The sequence below is a fragment of the Sphingomonas sp. genome, from assembly GCF_039595165.1.
Taxonomy (GTDB): domain Bacteria; phylum Pseudomonadota; class Alphaproteobacteria; order Sphingomonadales; family Sphingomonadaceae; genus Sphingomonas.
Genome location: NZ_JBCNMA010000073.1, coordinates 1 through 16629, shown reverse-complemented (window position 1 = coordinate 16629; position 16629 = coordinate 1). Strand labels below are relative to the sequence as shown.

The window sequence follows — 16629 nt, the reverse complement described above, 5'->3', positions numbered from 1 at the left end:
GTTGGCCTCGCCGCTCGGGAACAGCCGTCCCGAGGCGAAGCCCAGCAGCACGACGAACGGCACGGTGACGATCGCCCAGCGCAGATAGGCGAGGCGCAACTGACCCTTGGACGCGATCTCCATCCTGGACCCACTAGCGGCGACCTACACTCCGCCGGTTGCGGCGCTCCCATCGCCGCATCCAGCTTGCGGCTCACTGCTTGGGGCGAACCGGTCCACTTCGCAAGCCTGCTGTAGAGGATCGGGATCAGGAACAGGGTGATCAGCGTCGCCAGGATGACGCCGAACACGATGACCACGCCGATCGACTGGCGCGCGGCGGCGCCCGCGCCGCTCGCGATCATCAGCGGTACCGCGCCCGCCGCGGTCGCGATCGAGGTCATCAGGATCGCGCGCAGGCGTCGTGCCGAGGCCATGCGGATCGCCTCGCCGATCGCCTTGCCCTCGTCGCGCAGCTGGTTGGCGAACTCAACGATCAGGATGCCGTTCTTCGCCGCGAGGCCGACCAGCATGACGATGCCGACCTGACTGTAGAGGTTGAGCGTCTTGCCCATCAGCGCGAGCCCGAGCATGCCGCCCGCCACCGCCAGCGGCACGGTCATGATGATCACGCCGGGGTGCACGAAGCTCTCGAACTGCGCGGCGAGCACCAGATAGACGATCACGATCGTCAGCGCGAAGACGAGGAGGATCGACCCGCCGGTCTCGACGAACGCCTGGCTCTCGCCGCGATAGCCCACCGCGATCACCTCGGGCGATGCCGCCGCCTGCTGCTGCAGGAAGGTCAGCGCCTCGCCCAGCGAATAGCCGGGGGCGAGGCCGCCCGACAGCGTGATCGCGCGCAGCTTGTTGTAGCGGCCGAGGTCGCGCGGGCCGGACACTTCGCGCGTCGTCACCAGGTTCGACAGCGGCACCAGCCCGCCGTCGCGCGCGCGGACATAGATGCCGGCGAGGTTGGCGAGCGTCGAGCGGCCCGCGACATCGGCCTGCACGATCACGCGATATTCCTCGCCGCGGTCGACATAGGTCGAGACGCGACGCGAGCCGAGCAGCGTCTGCAGCGCCTGGCTGACGTCGTTGACCGACACGCCGAGGTCGCCCGCGCGCGTCGTGTCGACCTCCACGCGCAGCTGCGGCTTGGTTTCCTTGTAATCGGAATCGAGGTTGACGATGCCGGGATTGTCCGCCGCCGCCGCCAGGATGCGGTCGCGGGCGCGCGCCAGCTCCTCATAGGTGTTGCCCGCGATCACGAAACCAATCGGCTGGCCGCGTCCGCGTCCCAGCGCCGAGCGCACCTGCGCGTTCCCGCGCACCGCCGGCTCCTCGGCGAGGATGCGGTTGATCTGCTGCGCCACCTGCTGGGTGGTGATCTCGCGGTCCTCCCACGGCTTGAGGAAGATCGTGAAGGCGCCGTTGTTGAAGTCGTCGCTCGCGCCGAACCCGCCCGGCGTGCGCGTGATGATCGACCGCACCGCGCCGTTTCCGCCGTCGAGCATCGGCAGCAGCTTGGCCTGCGTGTCGATCATGTAGCGGTCCATCTGGTCGAAGCCGGTGCCCTCGGGCGCGGTCAGCTGCACCTGCGCCACGCCCTGGTCCTCGGCCGGCACCAGCTCGGCCTGGAGCGTCAGGAACCCGCCGATCGCGACGCCAAGGAACAGCACGACACCGATCATCGGGATCAGCGGCCGGTTGATCGCCCGGTCGAGCCAGCGCCCGTAGAAATTCTCCAGCTTCTGGAACTGGTCGTCGATCCAGCCGGTGAAGCGCCCGCGCTCCTGCTTCTTGAGCATCTTCGAGCACAGCATCGGCGTCAGGCTGAGCGCAAGGAAGCCGGAGAAGGCGACCGCGCCGATCATCGCCACCGCGAGCTCGCGGAACAAGAGGCCGGTCTGGCCGGCGAGGAAGCAGATCGGCACGAACACCGCGCACACCACCAAGGTGGTCGAGATCACCGCGAAGCCGACCTGCCGCGTGCCCTTGAACGCGGCGACCAGCGGCGGCTCGCCTTCCTCGATGCGGTGATAGACATTCTCGAGCACGACGATCGCGTCGTCGACTACCAGGCCGATCGCCAGCACCAGCGCGAGCAAGGTCAGCAGGTTGATCGAGAAGCCGAACAGCCACAGCACCGCGAACGCGCCGAGCAGGCAGATCGGCACCGTCACCGCCGGGATCAGCGTCGCGCGCCACGATCCCAGGAACAGGAAGATCACCAGCACCACCAGCACCGCCGCCTCGGCCAGCGTGTGCCACACGCCGTCGATCGCGCGGCCGATGAACTGCGAATCGTCCGATCCGATGGTCACCGTCATGCCCTCGGGCAGCGACGGGCGCAGCTCCTCCATCGTCCGCTTGGCGGCGTCCGCCACCGCGAGCGTATTGGCGCCCGACTGGCGCACCACGCCCAGGCCGACCGCCGGCTGGCCGTTGAGGCGGAACGAGCTGTAGGGGTTCTCCGCGCCCTGCTCGACCTTGGCGACGTCGCCCAGCCGCACCAGATAGCCGTCCGGCCCGCGCCCGACGACCAGCCCGGCGAAGCTCTCGGCGGTGCCGAACGGGCGGTCGACGCGCAGCGTGACATTCTGCTGCTGCGACTCGATGCGCCCGGCGGGCAGCTCGACATTCTGGTTGCGCAGCGCGGTTTCGACGTCCGCCGGGGTCAGCGCGAACGCCGCGAGCTTGGTCGCGTCGAGCCAGATGCGCATCGACGGACGCGCCTCGCCGCCCACGAAGACGCGCGCCACGCCGTCGATCGTGCTGAACCGGTCGACCAGGTTGCGGTCGACATAGTCGGACAGCTGCAGCCGGTCCCAGCCCGGCCGCGAGATCACCAGGAACATGATCGGCGAGCTGTCCGCATCGACCTTGCGCACCTCAGGCGCCAGCGCCTCCTCGGGCAAGTCCTCGGTCACGCTGCCGATGCGGTCGCGCACGTCGTTGGCGGCGGCGTCGATGTCGCGGCCCGGGCGGAACTCGATCGAGATGTCGGACGAGCCGTCGCGCGAGCGCGAGGTGATCGTCTCGATCCCCTCGATGCCCGACAGCACTTCCTCGATCGGCTGGGTGATGCGCGCCTCGACCACGCTCGCCGCGGCGCCGGTATAGACGGTCTCGACCGACACCACCGGCGGGTCGGTGTCGGGATACTCACGCACCGACAGGCTCAGGAACCCGACCACGCCGACGATCGTCAGCAGGATCGCGAGCACCGCCGCGAAGACGGGCCGCCGGACCGAGACGTCGGAAAGCTGCATCAGCCGGCCTTACCCGGCGCGGCCGCCTTGGGCGCCGGCTCACGCGATGCCTCGCCCTTGGGCCGGGCATTGCCGGCGGGGCCGGTGCGCACCGTCTGGCCCTCGGCGATCTTCACCACACCCTCGGTCACCACGCGCTGGCCGGGCCGCAGCCCCTCGACGATCTCGACCAGCCCGCCCTGGCGCAGCCCGGTGCGCACCGGCAGCCGCTTGGCCTTGCCGTTCTCGATCGTGAACACGAAGCTCTTCTCGCCCTCGCCGACGATCGCCAGCTCGGGCACCGCGGGCGAGGTCCGCGCCTGCGCCTCGATCGCCACGGTCAGCAGCATGCCGGGCTTGAGCTTGCGATCGCCATTGGCCAGCACCGCGCGCACCGTCGCGGCGCGCGTCTGCGGGTTGAGCACCGGATCGATCGTGTCGATCGTGCCGCGGAACGGCTGGTCGGGATAGGCCGCGGCGACCGCCACGATCGGCTGTCCGGGCTTGAGCTGCGCCAGCAGCGTCTCGGGCACCGCGAAGTCGAGCTTGATGCGGCTCACGTCGCTCACCGTCACGATCTCGGTGCCGGCGGTCACCACCGCACCGGCCGAGATGTTGCGCAGCGAGACCCAGCCGCCGAACGGCGCGCGCACGATACGGTCGGCGATCCCCGCGCGTGCCTCGGCCGCCTCGCCACGGGCGGCGCCGGCCAGCGCGACCTGCGCGTCGACCGCGCTGCGCGTCGCGAAGCCCCGCGCCTTCAGTTCCTCGAGCCGCTCGAGCTGCTGGTGCGCCTCGCGCGCCCGCGCCTGCGCCTGGGCGAGCTGGGCGTTCTGCGTCCCCGCCTCGAGCACCGCGATCACCTGGCCCTTGCTGACATAGGCGCCGTCGTCGAAATTGAGCCGCACGATGCGCTGAGTCACCGGCGCGGTCAGCGTCACCTGCTCGTTCGCGCGCGCCGTGCCCACGGCGTCGATCCGCTCGACGAAGCGCGCGGGCTGCACCGGCGCCAGCGTCACCAGCGGCGCCTGACGTCCCTTCTTCTCGGCGGCGTCGCCGCCGCCACAGGCTGAAAGCATCGCCGCGGCCACGGCAAGTGTAAGAATCGTTCGCATGTGAGTAAGCGCGCTATGTATACCGGGGAGGGAAGGCAAGCTTGTCACACGAATTTGTCGCAAAAGTGTGTCAAGCCTTGTGCATCGCAGCGGAAACACGAACCGCCGCACATCCCCGCTACATTCTAACGGCTTGCCCCCGGGGCTGCTACAGCCCGCGGCAATCGCTCGGCGCCGGCCGTCCCGCAAAGCGCGCGTCGATCCAGTCGAGCGTCTCGCGCGCCTCGGTCCGCGCCACCGTGGCGTGCTCGCCGCCCGGTATCCACATGAAGCGCACGGTCTTGCCCTGCCGGCACGCGCGCTGCGCGAAGTCGCGCACCACCGCGGGCGCGACGATCACGTCCTTGTCGCCGGTCGCGATCAGCACCGGAACCGGGATCGCGGCGGGCGACGGGCTGTTCTCGCGCATCAGCCGGCCCCAGGGCTGCTTCTTGCTCAAGTCGAGGTTGCGGATCGCGCGCTGCGCGATGGCGATGCCGATGATCGTGCCGAGCTTGGGCTTGGCGTTGAACTGCACGCAATTATTGTCGGCCAGCCGGGTCATCACATTCTGCACCGAGCGCGAGCCCAGGTCCGACATCGGCGCGCCGTAGTGCCGCGACCAGCTCGTTCCCGTGTAGGCGGTGAGCAATGCCCGCACGCGCAGGTCGCTGCCCTCGGCGAAGTTGCGCGCGAGATCGGTCGGCGGGACGATCGCCGCGATCCCGGTGAGCTGCAGGTCGGGGGCGTAGCTCGACGAGATCTGGCCGGTCCACAGCGCGGCGTGCCCGCCCTGCGATTCCCCCCACACCGCGTAGCGCGTCCCGGCATTGGCCTGCGGGATGCTCCGCGCCGCGCGCACTGCGTCGAGCGTCGAGCGGCCCTCGCTCTGGCCGACCAGCGCGGGGTGCACGCCGTCGGAGCCCAGCCCCGGATAATCGGGCGCGACCACGGTATAGCCGCGCCGGATCGCGTCCTGCAGCCCGGGGATGACGGTGAAGTTGCCGTCGCCCAGCGACGGCGCGCAGCGGTCCGAGATGCCGACCAGGCCATGCGTCCAGGCGATCACCGGACGCGGGGAACCGCCCGCGCGGCCGTCGGGGGCGATCACCATGCCGGTCACGCGGATCGGCTGGTTGCGGTCGCTCATCGTCCAATAGTTCACGCGCCACGCGCGCATGCCCGCCGGCGCACTGCTCACCGGCTGGGCGGAGACAAGGGTTCCGGGACGCGGCGCACGCTGCGCCGACGCGACGCCCGGCAGCACCAGGAGCGCCGCCGTCGACAGGTGAGTCAGGATACCAAACACACCACGCATGCCCTTCTGATATCAGACTCGCAGACGAAACGGAACCGCCGTAAATCGAACCGATTGCCAGCGATCGCCTGCAGGGCCATCCATTGGCAAAGGGGACAAGAGATGCCTGGTTTCGCGCTGTCGATCCTCCCGCTGGCCTTGCATCTCGCCGGCGCCCCGCCGGCCGCGGCATCCTGCCCGCGCCAGCCGCTTCCGCCCGCGATCGAGTCCGCCGCGCTGCCGCCGCTGAGCCCCCATGTCTTCGGAATCGAGTTCGCCGCCTCGCCCATGCGCGAATATCCGGGCGAGGCCTGGGTCGTGCGGCTCTCGCGCCGCAACGAGCGAAGCGAAGCCACGCTCGATATCGTCCGCCTGCGCCGACAGATGACGTGCAACCGCTACGATGTGATCGGCCGCTGGACCGCGCCGCTGCCGCGCGCGGACTATGCGCGGATCGCCGCGCAGGTCGCTCCGTTCACGGTCCCGCCGGCCGACATCGTGCTGCGCCGCGACCGCGGGCAGCACGGCGTGCTCGACGGCACCCTGATCGCGTTCCGGGCACAGGCGCCCAACTGGCGGATCGAGCGCGACTTGAACGCGGGCGATCCGATCGGCGCGCGTCTCGCGCCGATCTTCCACGCCGTGGTCGCGCGGCATGTTCCCGCCGCCGCGCTGCCCGATGCGGACTGGCGGCGCAGGTCCGCACCGGAGAACCGCTAGGCGTCGCGCCAAGCCCCCGGCGCCAGCCCGTCGAGCCGCCATTCGCCCACCCGCCGGCGTACCAGCCGCAAGGTCGGATGCCCCACCGCCGCGGTCATGCGCCGCACCTGGCGGTTGCGCCCTTCGCGCAGCGTCAGCGCGATCCAGCAATCGGGCACGCTCTTGCGAAAGCGCACCGGCGGATCGCGCGGCCACAGTTCGGGCGGATCGATCCGCTCGGCCCCGGCCGGCCGTGTCATCCCGTCATTGAGCCTCACCCCGCGCCGCAACGCTTCGAGCGCCGCCGCATCGGGCTCGCCCTCGACCTGCACCCAATAGGTCTTGTCGAGCTTGAAGCGCGGGTCGGCGATCCGCGCCTGCAGTCGCCCGTCATCGGTCAGCAGCACCAGCCCCTCGCTGTCGCGGTCGAGCCGCCCCGCCGGATACACGCCCGGCACGTCGATGAAATCCGACAGCGTCGCGCGCGGCGTGTCGGTGCCCTTGTCGGTGAACTGGCACAGCACGTCATAGGGCTTGTTGAACAGGATCAGGCGCGGCACGTCCCATGCCGTATCCGCGTTCCGCCAAAGGAGACAGGAAATAGTTCACGCGAAGGCGCAAAGGCGCGAAGAGAAGACCGTGGTTCGCGCAGAGGCGCAGAGAACGCAGACAGATATTGGTCCGGCGCGAAGCGCCCGCCATCGCCGACGCTTTGGCATGCGATGTAGACAGGAATGAGGCCGCTAACGCGGCAGGACCACGCCTCTGCCCTCTCTGCACCCGCGCGAACCCGAACGTCTTCGCGCCTTTGCGCCCTTGCGTGAACCACTTCATTCTTAAGCTGATCGGGCTTGCCTAGTCCCCCGCGAACCCGAACGGCGACACCCCCGCCTCGCGTTCGTTGACCAGCATCGCCCGTCCGGCCGGCGCAGCGCTCCGCTGCGGGCATTCGCGCGTGCAGGCGCGGCACCCCAGCCCCACCGGCGTCGCCTCCCCGCCGAAATCGAGCCCGCGCGCCGCCGCCAGACCCTTCGCCGCCTCAGCCGCCAACCCCAGCGTCACCACGAACCGCGCCTTGACCGCCCCTGCCCAGCCGCCCGGCGGCGACACGCAGCGTGACGAAGTGAACCAGCGCGAGCCGCCTGTCCCGGACCCCGATCCGGGATCCTCGAGCTCGACCAGCTGCACCACGCGCTCGTCGGCGCGCTGGAACGCGGCATAGGCGTCGAGCAGCGGGCACGGCACCAGTGATTCCACCAGGGGCGACCCGCTCGCCCCGGCGAAGCGCTTCGACACCTGCCCCGCGCGGTCGATGCGCAGCATGAAGAACGGCAGCCCGCGGGCGCCCACCCGCTGCAGCGTGGTCAGCCGATGCGCGACCTGCTCGGCGCTCGCCCCGAACCGCCGCCGCAGCAGCTCGAGGTCGTATCCCGTCGCCTCGCACGCCCGCAGGAAGCGGGCATAGGGCATCATCGCCGCCGCTGCGAAATAGCCGACCAGATGCCGCCGGTAGAGCCGCTCCGCCACCCGATCGGCAAACCCCGCGCCGCGCACCAGCGCGTCGATCTCGTTTCGCGCCTCGACCGCCAGATGCCGCCCCAGCGCGAACACCCGGCTCGGCGGGTCGAGCGCCTCGGACAGCTGGAGCTGCCGCGCGTGCAGGTCGAGGCGCGTGCGCAGTCCGGACAGCACCTCGATCGGCAGCACCCGGATCGCCAGCTGGTGCTTGACCCGCAGCCGCTCGGCCATCGCCCCGAACGGGTCGCTCGACGCGATGCGCAGTTCGTCGGCCAGCGCCTCGGCGGCGGCGTCGAGATCGGCGAAGTGGTTGCGCCAGCGCTCGACCTCGCGCCGCACCGCCATGCCCGGATCCTCGCCCTCGCCCGGCAACGCCGCGCCGCCGCCCGCGCCGCGGTCATAGGCGCGCGCGAACGCCTCCGCCCCGCCCGGTGCGCCCGCCAGCCATTCGGTCAGCTCGGCGCGGTCGATCTCGATATCGGCGAACAGCGGATCGGCCAGCCGCCGCCGCATCGCCTCCTCGCCCCCGCCCGGCTCGCCCGCCGCCAGCGCGCGCGGGTCGAAGTCGAACGTCTGCGCGAGGCCGAGCAGCAAGGTCGCCGACAGCGGCCGCTGGTTGCGCTCGACCAGGTTGAGATAGCTCGCCGAGACGCCCAGCATCTCCGCCATCGCCGCCTGGGTCAGCCCCTGCCCGCGCCGCAGCCGCCGCACCGCATGCCCCGCGAACAGCTTGCGCTCCGCCATATTCAACACGCCCCCATCGCGGTCAGATCAGTCTGTCAATTTTTTACAATGTATCGAAACATATGTCACGCGCCAATCACAGCGTGACCACGCGGAAAACAGGCCAGGCCTGCAAAACCCGCCAATCAGGAGTCACACAGGATGCACGAACTTTACAGGAGTATCACCGATGAAGACCCCCGAACCCGCCAGCGCCCGCCCGGTCTTCTCGACCGCCGACTTCGCGCTGCTCAAGGAAGCCGTCGCCGACTATACGCGCAAGATCGCCGACGACCCGCGCTCGGTCCAGTTCGCCAATCTCTACCATCGCCTCGGCCGTCTCGGCTGACGCCACGCGTCCTGGGGAGGACGATGCCCGCCGGGGAAACCCGGCGGGCATTTGCGTCATTGGGGATCGTGGTGAGCGCGAAGCCAGGCCGCGAACGCATCTTCGCTCATCTCACCCGCTGCTAGGGCAAGCATGGTGCGAATCGCGTCCGCCTTATCGAAAGCGATCGGGATGTCGTTCAATCGAAGAAACAGGCGCGCCAGCACCCACGCTGTTCGCTTGCTACCGTCAGCGAACGGGTGGTTCCGGGCAACGCCATAGGCATAGGCGGCCGCCAGCGCGAATGGATCATCCTCGCCATAGGCCAGCTTGTTCAATGGCCGGGCCATTGCCGATTCGAGCAGCCCAGTATCCTTGACGCCGGCCAGCCCGCCATGCTCGGCAAGCTGCCGATCGTGGATCGCCATCGCGATCTCCGCGTCAAGCAACCTGTATTCGGCCACAAAAGATCAGCGAGCCAGCACAGCTAGAATATCGCGATCCTCGCGCATGATCTCTTCTGCCGCTGTCATCGCCTCAGCGAACTCGGCATTGTGTGCCGAGAGGGTGAACCCGGTCGGCGCTTCGGACAGGAAAACCTCATCGCCAAGCGCCACGCGCAGGCGCGCGAGCACCTCCTTGGGCAGGATCACGCCGGTCGAGTTGCCGATCTTGATGAGCTTCAGCGGCTTGTTCATACGAATGTTATAACACGGTTCGCCATGCCATCCAACCGGCGTCAGTCTGACGCGGCACTGCCTGCCGCGATCCGCGCGTCGTGCTCGGCCTTGCCGAACGGGAAGCGCGAATAGAACCACGCCGCGCCCCAGCCGAGCACCAAGTAGCAGAGCGTGAACGCGATCGTCAGCCGGTCGACCGTCACCGCCGGCACTTGCCCCGGCTTGGCGCCGTCCGGGAAGCCCGCGACCCACAGGATCAGCCCGGCAAGGCCGATGCCGACGCCGCTGGTGCATTTCTGCACGAAGAACGAACCGGCGAAGAACACGCCTTCGGACCGCCGTCCGGTTCGCGCCTCGGACTGCTCGACCACATCGGCCATCATCGACCCGCCGAGCATGAACACGGAGACGCTGCACGCGGTGTTGACGATGTAGATGCCGAACAGCACCGGCAGCATCGCCGGGTCGCCCGGCTCGGGGAACAGGCCGGCGAGCCGCAGCCAATAGGGCAGACCGAGCAGCACCGGCGCCGCGATCATGAACACCGTCGCCGCCTTGCGCTTGCCCCAGCGCCTCGCGACCCGCGGCGCCATGAAGAACGCCGCCAGCACCCCCGCGAACAGCACCGCGCCGAGCAGCATGAAGGCCGAGGTCGGGAACAGCCACACGAAGGTGTAGAGATAGTTGGACAGCGCGAACCCGATCCCCTGCGCCGAATAGGCGCACAGCCCGGCGAGCATCAGCAGCGCGAAGGCGCGGTTGCGCACGGTCTCGACCAGCTCGCGGAACGCCTGGCCCACCGTCGTCTTCTCGATCTCGGGGCGCGGCAGCCGCGCGATCTCGTGGTGCGTGCCGAGCGCGGAGATCAGGATCGCCCCCGCCATCGCCGCCCCGCCCACCGCGGCGAACAGCCCGTAGCCCTCGCGGTTGAGCAGGCCGTTGGGCTGCCCCTCGCCCGGCACCAGGAACAGCGTGTACGCCGCGACCAGCATCGCGAGTCCGCCGGCCCAGCCGAACAGATAGCGATAGGCCATGATCCGCGTGCGCTCGTCATAGTCGGCGGTCAGCTCGGGGGTCAGCGCGACCGACGGCACCTCGTACGCCGACACCGCGGTGCGCACGATCACCGCAGTGGCGAACACCCAGCCGAGCATCGCCGCGTTGGGCAGCTCGGGCGGGTTCCACAGCAGCAGCCAGCCGACCGCGATCGGGATCGCCGAGGCGTACATCCACGGATGCCGCCGGCCCCAGCGGCTGCGCGTGCGGTCCGACGCCGCGCCGATCACCGGATCGATCATCGCGTCGAGGATCAAGGCCGCCATGATCGCCGCGCCGACCTGCACCGCGGGCAACCCGATCACCTGGTTGTAGAACAGCAGCAGGAAGGTCTGGAAGCCGGCGTCCTTGACGCCATAGGCGACCGCGCCGAAGCCGTATGCGAGCATCGACTGCTTGCCGATCCGCCGCGCCTGCGGGGTCGCCGCGCCTTGCGCCATGCCGCTCATCGCTTGCTCTCCCCCGCTGCCGGTCCGCATCGTGCACGCCGTTTTTTGCGGTTTCGGGTCAGCATATTGAGGCCCGTCGCCGCGTCAATCCGTCGATTTTCAAAATCAGGGTATGTTGCGAACCTCCGCTCAGTCGCTATAGCTGGGGCATCTTCAGGGGAGGATCGCATGGCGCTCGACGCCGAAACCTTCGATGCCTTGCTCGATACGGTACGCCGCTTCGTGGCCGGGCGGCTGCGCCCGCTCGAGGCCGAGGTCGAGGCCGCCGACGCCGTCCCCGACGACCTTGTCGAGGAGATGAAGGCGCTCGGCCTGTTCGGCCTGTCGATCGCCGAGGAATATGGCGGGCTCGGCCTGACCATGCTCGAGGAATGCCGCGTGGCGATCGAGATGGGCCGCACCACCCCGGCCTTCCGCTCCACCTTCGGCACCAATGTCGGCATCGGCTCGCAGGGCCTGGTCATGGCCGGCACACCCGAACAGAAGGCGCAGTGGCTCCCGCGCATCGCCAGCGGCGAGATCGTCACCAGCTTCGCGCTCACCGAACCCGATGTGGGTTCGGACAGCGGCGCGGTGAAGGCCCGCGCCGTGAGGGATGGGGAGGTCTACCGCCTCTCCGGCACCAAGCGCTTCATCACCAATGCCGACAAGGCCTCGCTCTTCACCGTGATGGCGCGCACCGGCGACGCGCCCGGCGCGCGCGGCGTCTCGGCCTTCCTCGTCCCGCGCGACCTGCCCGGCGTGTCGATCGGCGAGCCCGAGAAGAAGATGGGGCAGAAGGGCGCCAAGGTCGCCGACGTGATCTTCGACGATGTGCCCGTGCCCGCCGCCAACCGGCTCGGCGAAGAGGGCGAAGGCTTCAAGATCGCGATGCGCGTGCTCGACCGCGGCCGCCTCCACATCAGCGCGGTCAGCGTCGGCGTCGCCGAGCGCCTGATCGCCGACTGCGTCGCCTACGCATCGGAGCGGAAACAGTTCGGCAAGCCGATCGCCGAGCACCAGCTGATCCAGGCGATGCTCGCCGACAGCAAGACCGAAGCCCTCGCCGCCCGCGCGCTCGTGCTCGAAACCGCCGCCGCGAAAGACGAGGGCAAGGACGTCGTCCTGGAATCCGCCGCCGCCAAGCTGTTCGCGACCGAGATGGTCGGCCGCGTCGCCGATCGCGCGGTCCAGATCTTCGGCGGCGCCGGCTATATCGCGGACTATGGCATCGAACGGCTCTACCGCGACGTCCGCCTGTTCCGCATCTACGAAGGCACCAGCCAGATCCAGCAGCTCATCATCGCCCGCGAGACGCTGAAGCGCGGGGGATAGCAGACACAAGCCGTCACCCCGGCGAAAGCTGGGGTCTCCATCCACGGAGCGAATGGCCTGCCGCACAAGACCCCAGCTTTCGCTGGGGTGACGACTTGGGAGAGAAAGATGGACACCAGCAACTTCTTCGACCTGACCGGCAAGACCGCGCTCGTCACCGGCGGCAGCCGCGGCATCGGCAAGATGATCGCGGAGGGCTTCATCGCCCAGGGCGCCAGGGTCTATATCTCCTCGCGCAAGGCCCCGGCGTGCGAGGAGACCGCCGCCGAGCTCGGCCCGAATTGCATCCCGCTCCCGATGGACGTCTCGACGGTCGAGGGGTGCAAGGCGCTCGCCGCCGAGCTCGCCAGTCGCGAGGACCATCTCGACATCCTCGTCAACAATGCCGGCGCCGCCTGGGGCGTGGCGTTCGAGGAATTCCCCGAGAGCGGCTGGGACAAGGTCATGGACCTCAACGTCAAGTCGCCCTTCTTCCTGACTCAGGCGCTGCACGGCCTGCTCAAGGCCCGCGCCAGCTTCGACGCGCCGTCCAAGGTGATCAACATCACCTCGATCGACGGCCTGCGCCTCAACCCGTGGGAGACCTACAGCTACCACGCCTCCAAGGCGGCCCTGATCTACCTCACCAAGCGCATGGCCGCCCGGCTGATCCGCGACGGCATCATCGTCACGTCGCTCGCCCCCGGCGCCTTCGCCAGCGACATGAACAAGGCCGCCCGCGACCATGGCGACGAGGTGGCGAAGCGAATCCCGATGCGCCGCATCGGCACGCCCGAGGACATGGCCGGCGCCGCGATCTTCCTCGCCAGCCGCGCGAGCGATTATGTCGTCGGCGACACGCTGGTGGTCGATGGCGGCCTGGTCAACGCCGCGCTCGGGGGCAGCATCGACGCTTAGACTTCCAATCCTCCCCCGCCCAGGGGGAGGTGGCGCCGAAGGCGACGGAGGGGGCGGACTTCCAACGCTTGTTCTGGCATCCGCCCCCTCCGTCACGCTGCGCGTGCCACCTCCCCCTGGCGGGGGAGGATTGGCCAGACCTTCCCCTACAGCCGCCGCCCCTTCACCCCCGCCTCCTGCCGTGCCAGCGCATACGCCCGCCGCACCTCGGGCCGCATCTCGCCCATGATCCATGAGCGCAGCATGTCGGTGCAGTAATAGGGGTCGGCGCGTGAGGCATGCGGCGTCACCTCCGCCCCATGCGCCGCGCAATAGCCGCGCGCCGCCCCCGCGACGCGCTGGCGCAGCACCGCCCGCCCCTCGCGGCTGTCGAGCCTCAAATCGCCATAGGTCACCCGCGCGGCCACCGCCTCGGCCCGCCCCTCGATGCACCCGGCGAACAGCAGCGCCGGGATCAGGATCATCACTCGCATCGTCGCTCTCCCTTTTCGAAGTCGCCGGACAAGCCGGTCCCGTGGCGCGGAATCCGCGCATTCGTGGCAGTCTTGGTGAAGTCCCTGGGTTAGGCCGCGATCAGCCGCCCGGCCCTCTCAGCGCGCGTGCCTGTCGCTCGAGGTCATCGGCCTGCGCGCGCATTTGCTTTACCTGCCTGAGGATCTCGGCGCGTTGGCCGGCATCGACCCCGGGCAGCTCCGCCGTCAGCTCGACATTGCGCGCCCCGCTCCGCATTTCGGAAGCGCCCTGCATCATCTCCGCGGCGGCTTGCTTCGCCCATTCGGGCGTTTCCTCGCGCTGCGGCGGCGCGGTGATGGTCACGCCGTCCGCGGTTCGCACGACCTCCGCACCACTCTGCCCCACAATTCGCGTCACTTGCTGCGTGGGCTGGGGCGCGCTCGCCACTTGCGGCGCGGGAACGGCCACCTGCATCGGCGCGGCGATCGGGGCCTGCAGCACTTGCGCCGGCCCACCGTCGACCACGGCCGGCGGGGTCGCCGCCTGGGACTCGGCCACGGGCACGGTCGCCACCGCGCTGTTCCCAGCGCCAGCGACCACCGGGCGCTCCGCCGCCGTAGCGCGCGCGATCGGCGCGGCCGCCGGACGAGGCGCCGAGGCCGCGCGCACCGATCGCTCCGCAGGCGCGGCGTGCACCAGCCTGGCCGCTGCCAGCGGGACCACCGCGATCGCGCACGCCAGCGCCGCCACCGGCACCACGCGGCTCCCACGCCGCTGCCGGTGCATCGCGATATGCGCGATCCGCTCGGCCAGCGCGTTGGGCCACAGCGCCATGCCGGTCGCGGCGGCACGCGTCGGCCGCGCCGCAGCGAAGGTCAGCAGCGCCTCGGCATAGTCGGGGCGCTCGATCCCGCGCACCGCCGCTTCGTCCGCCGCGGTCTCGCCGCGCCGCGCGAGCGTGCGGGCGAGCAGCCACACCAACGGGTTGAACCAGAACAGCGCCGCCGCGATCCGAGCGGCGACCAGCATCGGCCAGTCGAACCGGCGGATATGCGCGGTCTCGTGCGCCAGCACGGCATCGGCCTGCGCGGTCCGCGCGAGCGTGCTCGGATCGACCAGGATCCAGGCCGGGGCGATCCCCCAGCTGATCGGGGTGGCGACGTCGGACGAGACCAGCAGCCGCACCGGCCGCCGCAGCCGCGCGGTGGCGCGCCCGAGCGCGGCCTGCCACGCCGCGTCTTCGGCCCGCGCGCCGCGGCGAGTCCACCCGGTGAGGATCGCGATCCCCATCGCCAGATGCAGCAGCACCGCCCCGGCGCCGACGGCGTAGAACAGCGCCGCCCAGTCGATCCCCGGCTCCGGCGACGGGGATATCGCGGCCGGCGCGGCGCTAACCGCGACAGCGCGGGCCGCCCCGGCGGGCGCTTCCACCGCCGGGAGCCAGGCCAGGTCGAGCGGGGGCAGCAGCGACACCGCGGCCGGCAACGCCAGCAGCAGCCCGATCCCCAGACGCAGCACGAACACCCGCTCCGCCGCGGGCCGGCCACGCAGCATCCGGTCGGCGACCAGCGCCGCGCCCGCGATCAACGCCGATTTCCAGCCCAGTTCGATCAGCAATGGCAGCATCACTCCGCCTCCCTACGCGCTTGGTCGATCACACGTTGCAATGCCTCGATCTCGTCGGGCTCGAGCTTGGGCTGCATCCCGAGCAGCGCCGTCGCGGCGCTTGCCGCGGAACCCTGGAAGAAGGTCTGCACCAGCTTCTGCAACGCGGTCTCCGCCACCGCTTCCGCGCGCGGCGCCGGCGAATAGACATAGGCCTGGTTGACCGATTTGTGCACGACCAGCCCCTTGGCGACCAGCCGGGCGAGCAAGGTGCGCACCGCCGAGTCCGACGGCGCATCGCTCATCGCGCCGCGCACGCCCGCCGCGGTCGCTTCCTCCAGCCCGCACAGGATCTCGAACACCTCGCGCTCGCGGCGCGGCAACGACTCGATCATCTCGGCCTCCTGCTACGTTTGTAGCATGCTACAAATGTAGCAGCAACCGGTTACATTGATCGGGTTCGCGGGAGCCGCGGGACCGCTCCCGCCCCTCGCGCCAGCGCGCCGCTGGCCGCCGCGCGCACGATGCGCCGGAAGGTCGGGCACTCCATATGGCTCGGCGCCGGGCACGCCGCCGCGTGGCGCAGCCCGTCGCGCATCGCCTCCAGCCTTCGGATCAACACGTCCAGCTCGTCCGCCTTGGCGCGCAGCATGTCGCGGTCGATCGCCGCCATGCCGCGCGCGTCGAACATCGCCGCGATCTCGTCGAGCGAGAAGCCCGCCTGCCGCCCGAGCACGATCAGCGCCAGCCGCTCGAGGATGCCCGGCGCGAACACGCGCTTGAGGCCGCGCCGCCCGATCGAGGCGATCAGCCCCCGCTCCTCATAATAGCGCAGCGTCGACGCCGGGATTCCGGCGCGCCGCGCCACGGTGGCAATGTCGAGCGCACCCATGGGCTTGACCTCAAGTCGGCTTGAAGTGGCACGGTGCCGTTCCACCACTCCCGAATCAAGCGAAAGGACGATCATGACCGAGGTGAAGATCGAGGCGCTGGACCAGGTCCAGCTGTGGAACGGCCCGGCGGGCGAGGCCTGGGTGGCGATGCAGGCGCAGCTCGACCGGCTGTTCGCGCCGTTCGAGGCGTTGCTGGTCAGCGCGGTGCGCTGGCATCGGCCGGCGCGCGTGCTCGACATCGGCTGCGGCACCGGCGCGACCACGCTCGCCATCGCCCGCGAGCTGGCCGGACGCGGGAGCTGCACCGGCGCGGACCTGTCGCAGATCATGATCGACCGCGCCCGCGAGCGCGCCGCCGCGGAGCCCGACGCCGTCGCAGCGGCGTTCGTC

General features: G+C 70.1%; 16 protein-coding genes and 2 pseudogenes. 5 read left to right on the top strand and 13 right to left on the bottom strand.

All coding sequences use genetic code 11. The annotated features are described in order from the left end of the window. From ABDV68_RS12530 to ABDV68_RS12515, 4 genes and pseudogenes are all read right to left on the bottom strand, one after another. A pseudogene (locus tag ABDV68_RS12530) lies at window positions 1–123 on the bottom strand (tryptophan-rich sensory protein); the annotation flags it as partial. Between the two features lie 26 nt (window positions 124–149). Next, window positions 150–3254, bottom strand: a pseudogene (locus ABDV68_RS12525) (efflux RND transporter permease subunit); the annotation flags it as partial. Further along, window positions 3254–4348: an efflux RND transporter periplasmic adaptor subunit gene (locus ABDV68_RS12520; protein WP_343520330.1), complete on the bottom strand. Its 1095-nt coding sequence runs from the start codon at window positions 4346–4348 to the stop codon at window positions 3254–3256. The pseudogene ABDV68_RS12525 and the gene ABDV68_RS12520, both read right to left, overlap by 1 nt. Before the next feature lie 148 nt (window positions 4349–4496). Continuing rightward, window positions 4497–5645, bottom strand: coding sequence for an alpha/beta fold hydrolase (locus ABDV68_RS12515; RefSeq protein ID WP_343520329.1), 1149 nt, complete (start codon window positions 5643–5645; stop codon window positions 4497–4499). Window positions 5646–5747: 102 nt separating this feature from the next. Between ABDV68_RS12515 and ABDV68_RS12510 the strand changes: the two genes are divergently transcribed. Beyond that, a complete protein-coding gene (locus ABDV68_RS12510) occupies window positions 5748–6344 on the top strand; it encodes a hypothetical protein (RefSeq protein WP_343520328.1) in 597 nt (198 codons plus the stop codon). On the opposite strand, the gene ABDV68_RS12505 is transcribed toward ABDV68_RS12510, so the two are convergent. Next, window positions 6341–6883 (bottom strand): pseudouridine synthase, encoded by a 543-nt coding sequence (locus ABDV68_RS12505; RefSeq protein ID WP_343520327.1) that lies wholly within the window; start codon window positions 6881–6883, stop codon window positions 6341–6343. The two genes, ABDV68_RS12510 and ABDV68_RS12505, sit on opposite strands and share 4 nt — an antisense overlap. 295 nt (window positions 6884–7178) lie before the next feature. Then, window positions 7179–8585 carry a short-chain fatty acyl-CoA regulator family protein gene (locus ABDV68_RS12500; protein ID WP_343520325.1) on the bottom strand — a complete coding sequence of 469 codons (1407 nt, stop codon included), beginning with the start codon at window positions 8583–8585 and terminating at the stop codon, window positions 7179–7181. A gap of 169 nt (window positions 8586–8754) precedes the next feature. Between ABDV68_RS12500 and ABDV68_RS12495 the strand changes: the two genes are divergently transcribed. After that, window positions 8755–8913 (top strand): hypothetical protein, encoded by a 159-nt coding sequence (locus tag ABDV68_RS12495; protein ID WP_164513740.1) that lies wholly within the window; start codon window positions 8755–8757, stop codon window positions 8911–8913. 56 nt (window positions 8914–8969) lie between these two features. Here the strand turns inward: ABDV68_RS12495 and ABDV68_RS12490 are convergent, their stop codons facing one another. Genes ABDV68_RS12490 through ABDV68_RS12480 form a run of 3 tightly spaced genes read right to left on the bottom strand, consistent with a single transcriptional unit; the run spans window position 8970 to window position 11077 of the window. After that, a complete protein-coding gene (locus tag ABDV68_RS12490; protein ID WP_343520324.1) occupies window positions 8970–9356 on the bottom strand; it encodes a type II toxin-antitoxin system death-on-curing family toxin in 387 nt (128 codons plus the stop codon). Between the two features lie 6 nt (window positions 9357–9362). Continuing rightward, window positions 9363–9590 (bottom strand): AbrB/MazE/SpoVT family DNA-binding domain-containing protein, encoded by a 228-nt coding sequence (locus ABDV68_RS12485; RefSeq protein ID WP_343520323.1) that lies wholly within the window; start codon window positions 9588–9590, stop codon window positions 9363–9365. A gap of 41 nt (window positions 9591–9631) precedes the next feature. After that, a complete protein-coding gene (locus ABDV68_RS12480) occupies window positions 9632–11077 on the bottom strand; it encodes an MFS transporter (protein ID WP_343520322.1) in 1446 nt (481 codons plus the stop codon). Window positions 11078–11245: 168 nt separating this feature from the next. Between ABDV68_RS12480 and ABDV68_RS12475 the strand changes: the two genes are divergently transcribed. Beyond that, on the top strand, window positions 11246–12391 hold the full coding sequence (locus tag ABDV68_RS12475) for an acyl-CoA dehydrogenase family protein (protein ID WP_343520321.1): 1146 nt from the start codon (window positions 11246–11248) through the stop codon (window positions 12389–12391). A gap of 108 nt (window positions 12392–12499) precedes the next feature. After that, the gene (locus ABDV68_RS12470; protein ID WP_343520320.1) at window positions 12500–13288 is read left to right on the top strand and encodes an SDR family oxidoreductase; all 789 of its coding nucleotides are present in this window, start codon (window positions 12500–12502) and stop codon (window positions 13286–13288) included. A 146-nt stretch (window positions 13289–13434) separates the two neighbouring features. Here the strand turns inward: ABDV68_RS12470 and ABDV68_RS12465 are convergent, their stop codons facing one another. The 4 genes from ABDV68_RS12465 to ABDV68_RS12450 form a co-directional block, all read right to left on the bottom strand. Further along, window positions 13435–13761, bottom strand: a complete 327-nt coding sequence (locus ABDV68_RS12465) for a UrcA family protein (RefSeq protein WP_343520319.1) — start codon at window positions 13759–13761, stop codon at window positions 13435–13437. A 100-nt stretch (window positions 13762–13861) separates the two neighbouring features. Next, a complete protein-coding gene (locus ABDV68_RS12460) occupies window positions 13862–15367 on the bottom strand; it encodes a M56 family metallopeptidase (protein WP_343520318.1) in 1506 nt (501 codons plus the stop codon). Beyond that, complete coding sequence (locus ABDV68_RS12455; RefSeq protein WP_343520317.1) at window positions 15367–15741, bottom strand: BlaI/MecI/CopY family transcriptional regulator; 375 nt, start codon at window positions 15739–15741, stop codon at window positions 15367–15369. Before ABDV68_RS12455 ends, ABDV68_RS12460 begins: the two co-directional genes overlap by 1 nt. Window positions 15742–15791: 50 nt before the next feature. Further along, window positions 15792–16238, bottom strand: a complete 447-nt coding sequence (locus ABDV68_RS12450) for a helix-turn-helix domain-containing protein (protein ID WP_343520316.1) — start codon at window positions 16236–16238, stop codon at window positions 15792–15794. Window positions 16239–16311: 73 nt separating this feature from the next. Between ABDV68_RS12450 and ABDV68_RS12445 the strand changes: the two genes are divergently transcribed. Then, a partial coding sequence (locus ABDV68_RS12445; protein ID WP_343520315.1) for a class I SAM-dependent methyltransferase occupies window positions 16312–16629 on the top strand: 318 nt, incomplete at its 3' end.

Excerpts from the sequence above, each read along its gene's own strand:
- ABDV68_RS12520 (WP_343520330.1), bottom strand. The coding sequence starts at position 4,348 with ATGCGAACGATTCTTACACTTGCCGTGGCCGCGGCGATGCTTTCAGCC.
- ABDV68_RS12515 (WP_343520329.1), bottom strand. The coding sequence starts at position 5,645 with ATGCGTGGTGTGTTTGGTATCCTGACTCACCTGTCGACGGCGGCGCTC.
- ABDV68_RS12510 (WP_343520328.1), top strand. The coding sequence starts at position 5,748 with ATGCCTGGTTTCGCGCTGTCGATCCTCCCGCTGGCCTTGCATCTCGCC.
- ABDV68_RS12500 (WP_343520325.1), bottom strand. The coding sequence starts at position 8,585 with ATGGCGGAGCGCAAGCTGTTCGCGGGGCATGCGGTGCGGCGGCTGCGG.
- ABDV68_RS12495 (WP_164513740.1), top strand. The coding sequence starts at position 8,755 with ATGAAGACCCCCGAACCCGCCAGCGCCCGCCCGGTCTTCTCGACCGCC.
- ABDV68_RS12485 (WP_343520323.1), bottom strand. The coding sequence starts at position 9,590 with ATGAACAAGCCGCTGAAGCTCATCAAGATCGGCAACTCGACCGGCGTG.
- ABDV68_RS12480 (WP_343520322.1), bottom strand. The coding sequence starts at position 11,077 with ATGAGCGGCATGGCGCAAGGCGCGGCGACCCCGCAGGCGCGGCGGATC.
- ABDV68_RS12475 (WP_343520321.1), top strand. The coding sequence starts at position 11,246 with ATGGCGCTCGACGCCGAAACCTTCGATGCCTTGCTCGATACGGTACGC.
- ABDV68_RS12470 (WP_343520320.1), top strand. The coding sequence starts at position 12,500 with ATGGACACCAGCAACTTCTTCGACCTGACCGGCAAGACCGCGCTCGTC.
- ABDV68_RS12465 (WP_343520319.1), bottom strand. The coding sequence starts at position 13,761 with ATGCGAGTGATGATCCTGATCCCGGCGCTGCTGTTCGCCGGGTGCATC.
- ABDV68_RS12460 (WP_343520318.1), bottom strand. The coding sequence starts at position 15,367 with ATGCTGCCATTGCTGATCGAACTGGGCTGGAAATCGGCGTTGATCGCG.
- ABDV68_RS12455 (WP_343520317.1), bottom strand. The coding sequence starts at position 15,741 with ATGATCGAGTCGTTGCCGCGCCGCGAGCGCGAGGTGTTCGAGATCCTG.
- ABDV68_RS12450 (WP_343520316.1), bottom strand. The coding sequence starts at position 16,238 with ATGGGTGCGCTCGACATTGCCACCGTGGCGCGGCGCGCCGGAATCCCG.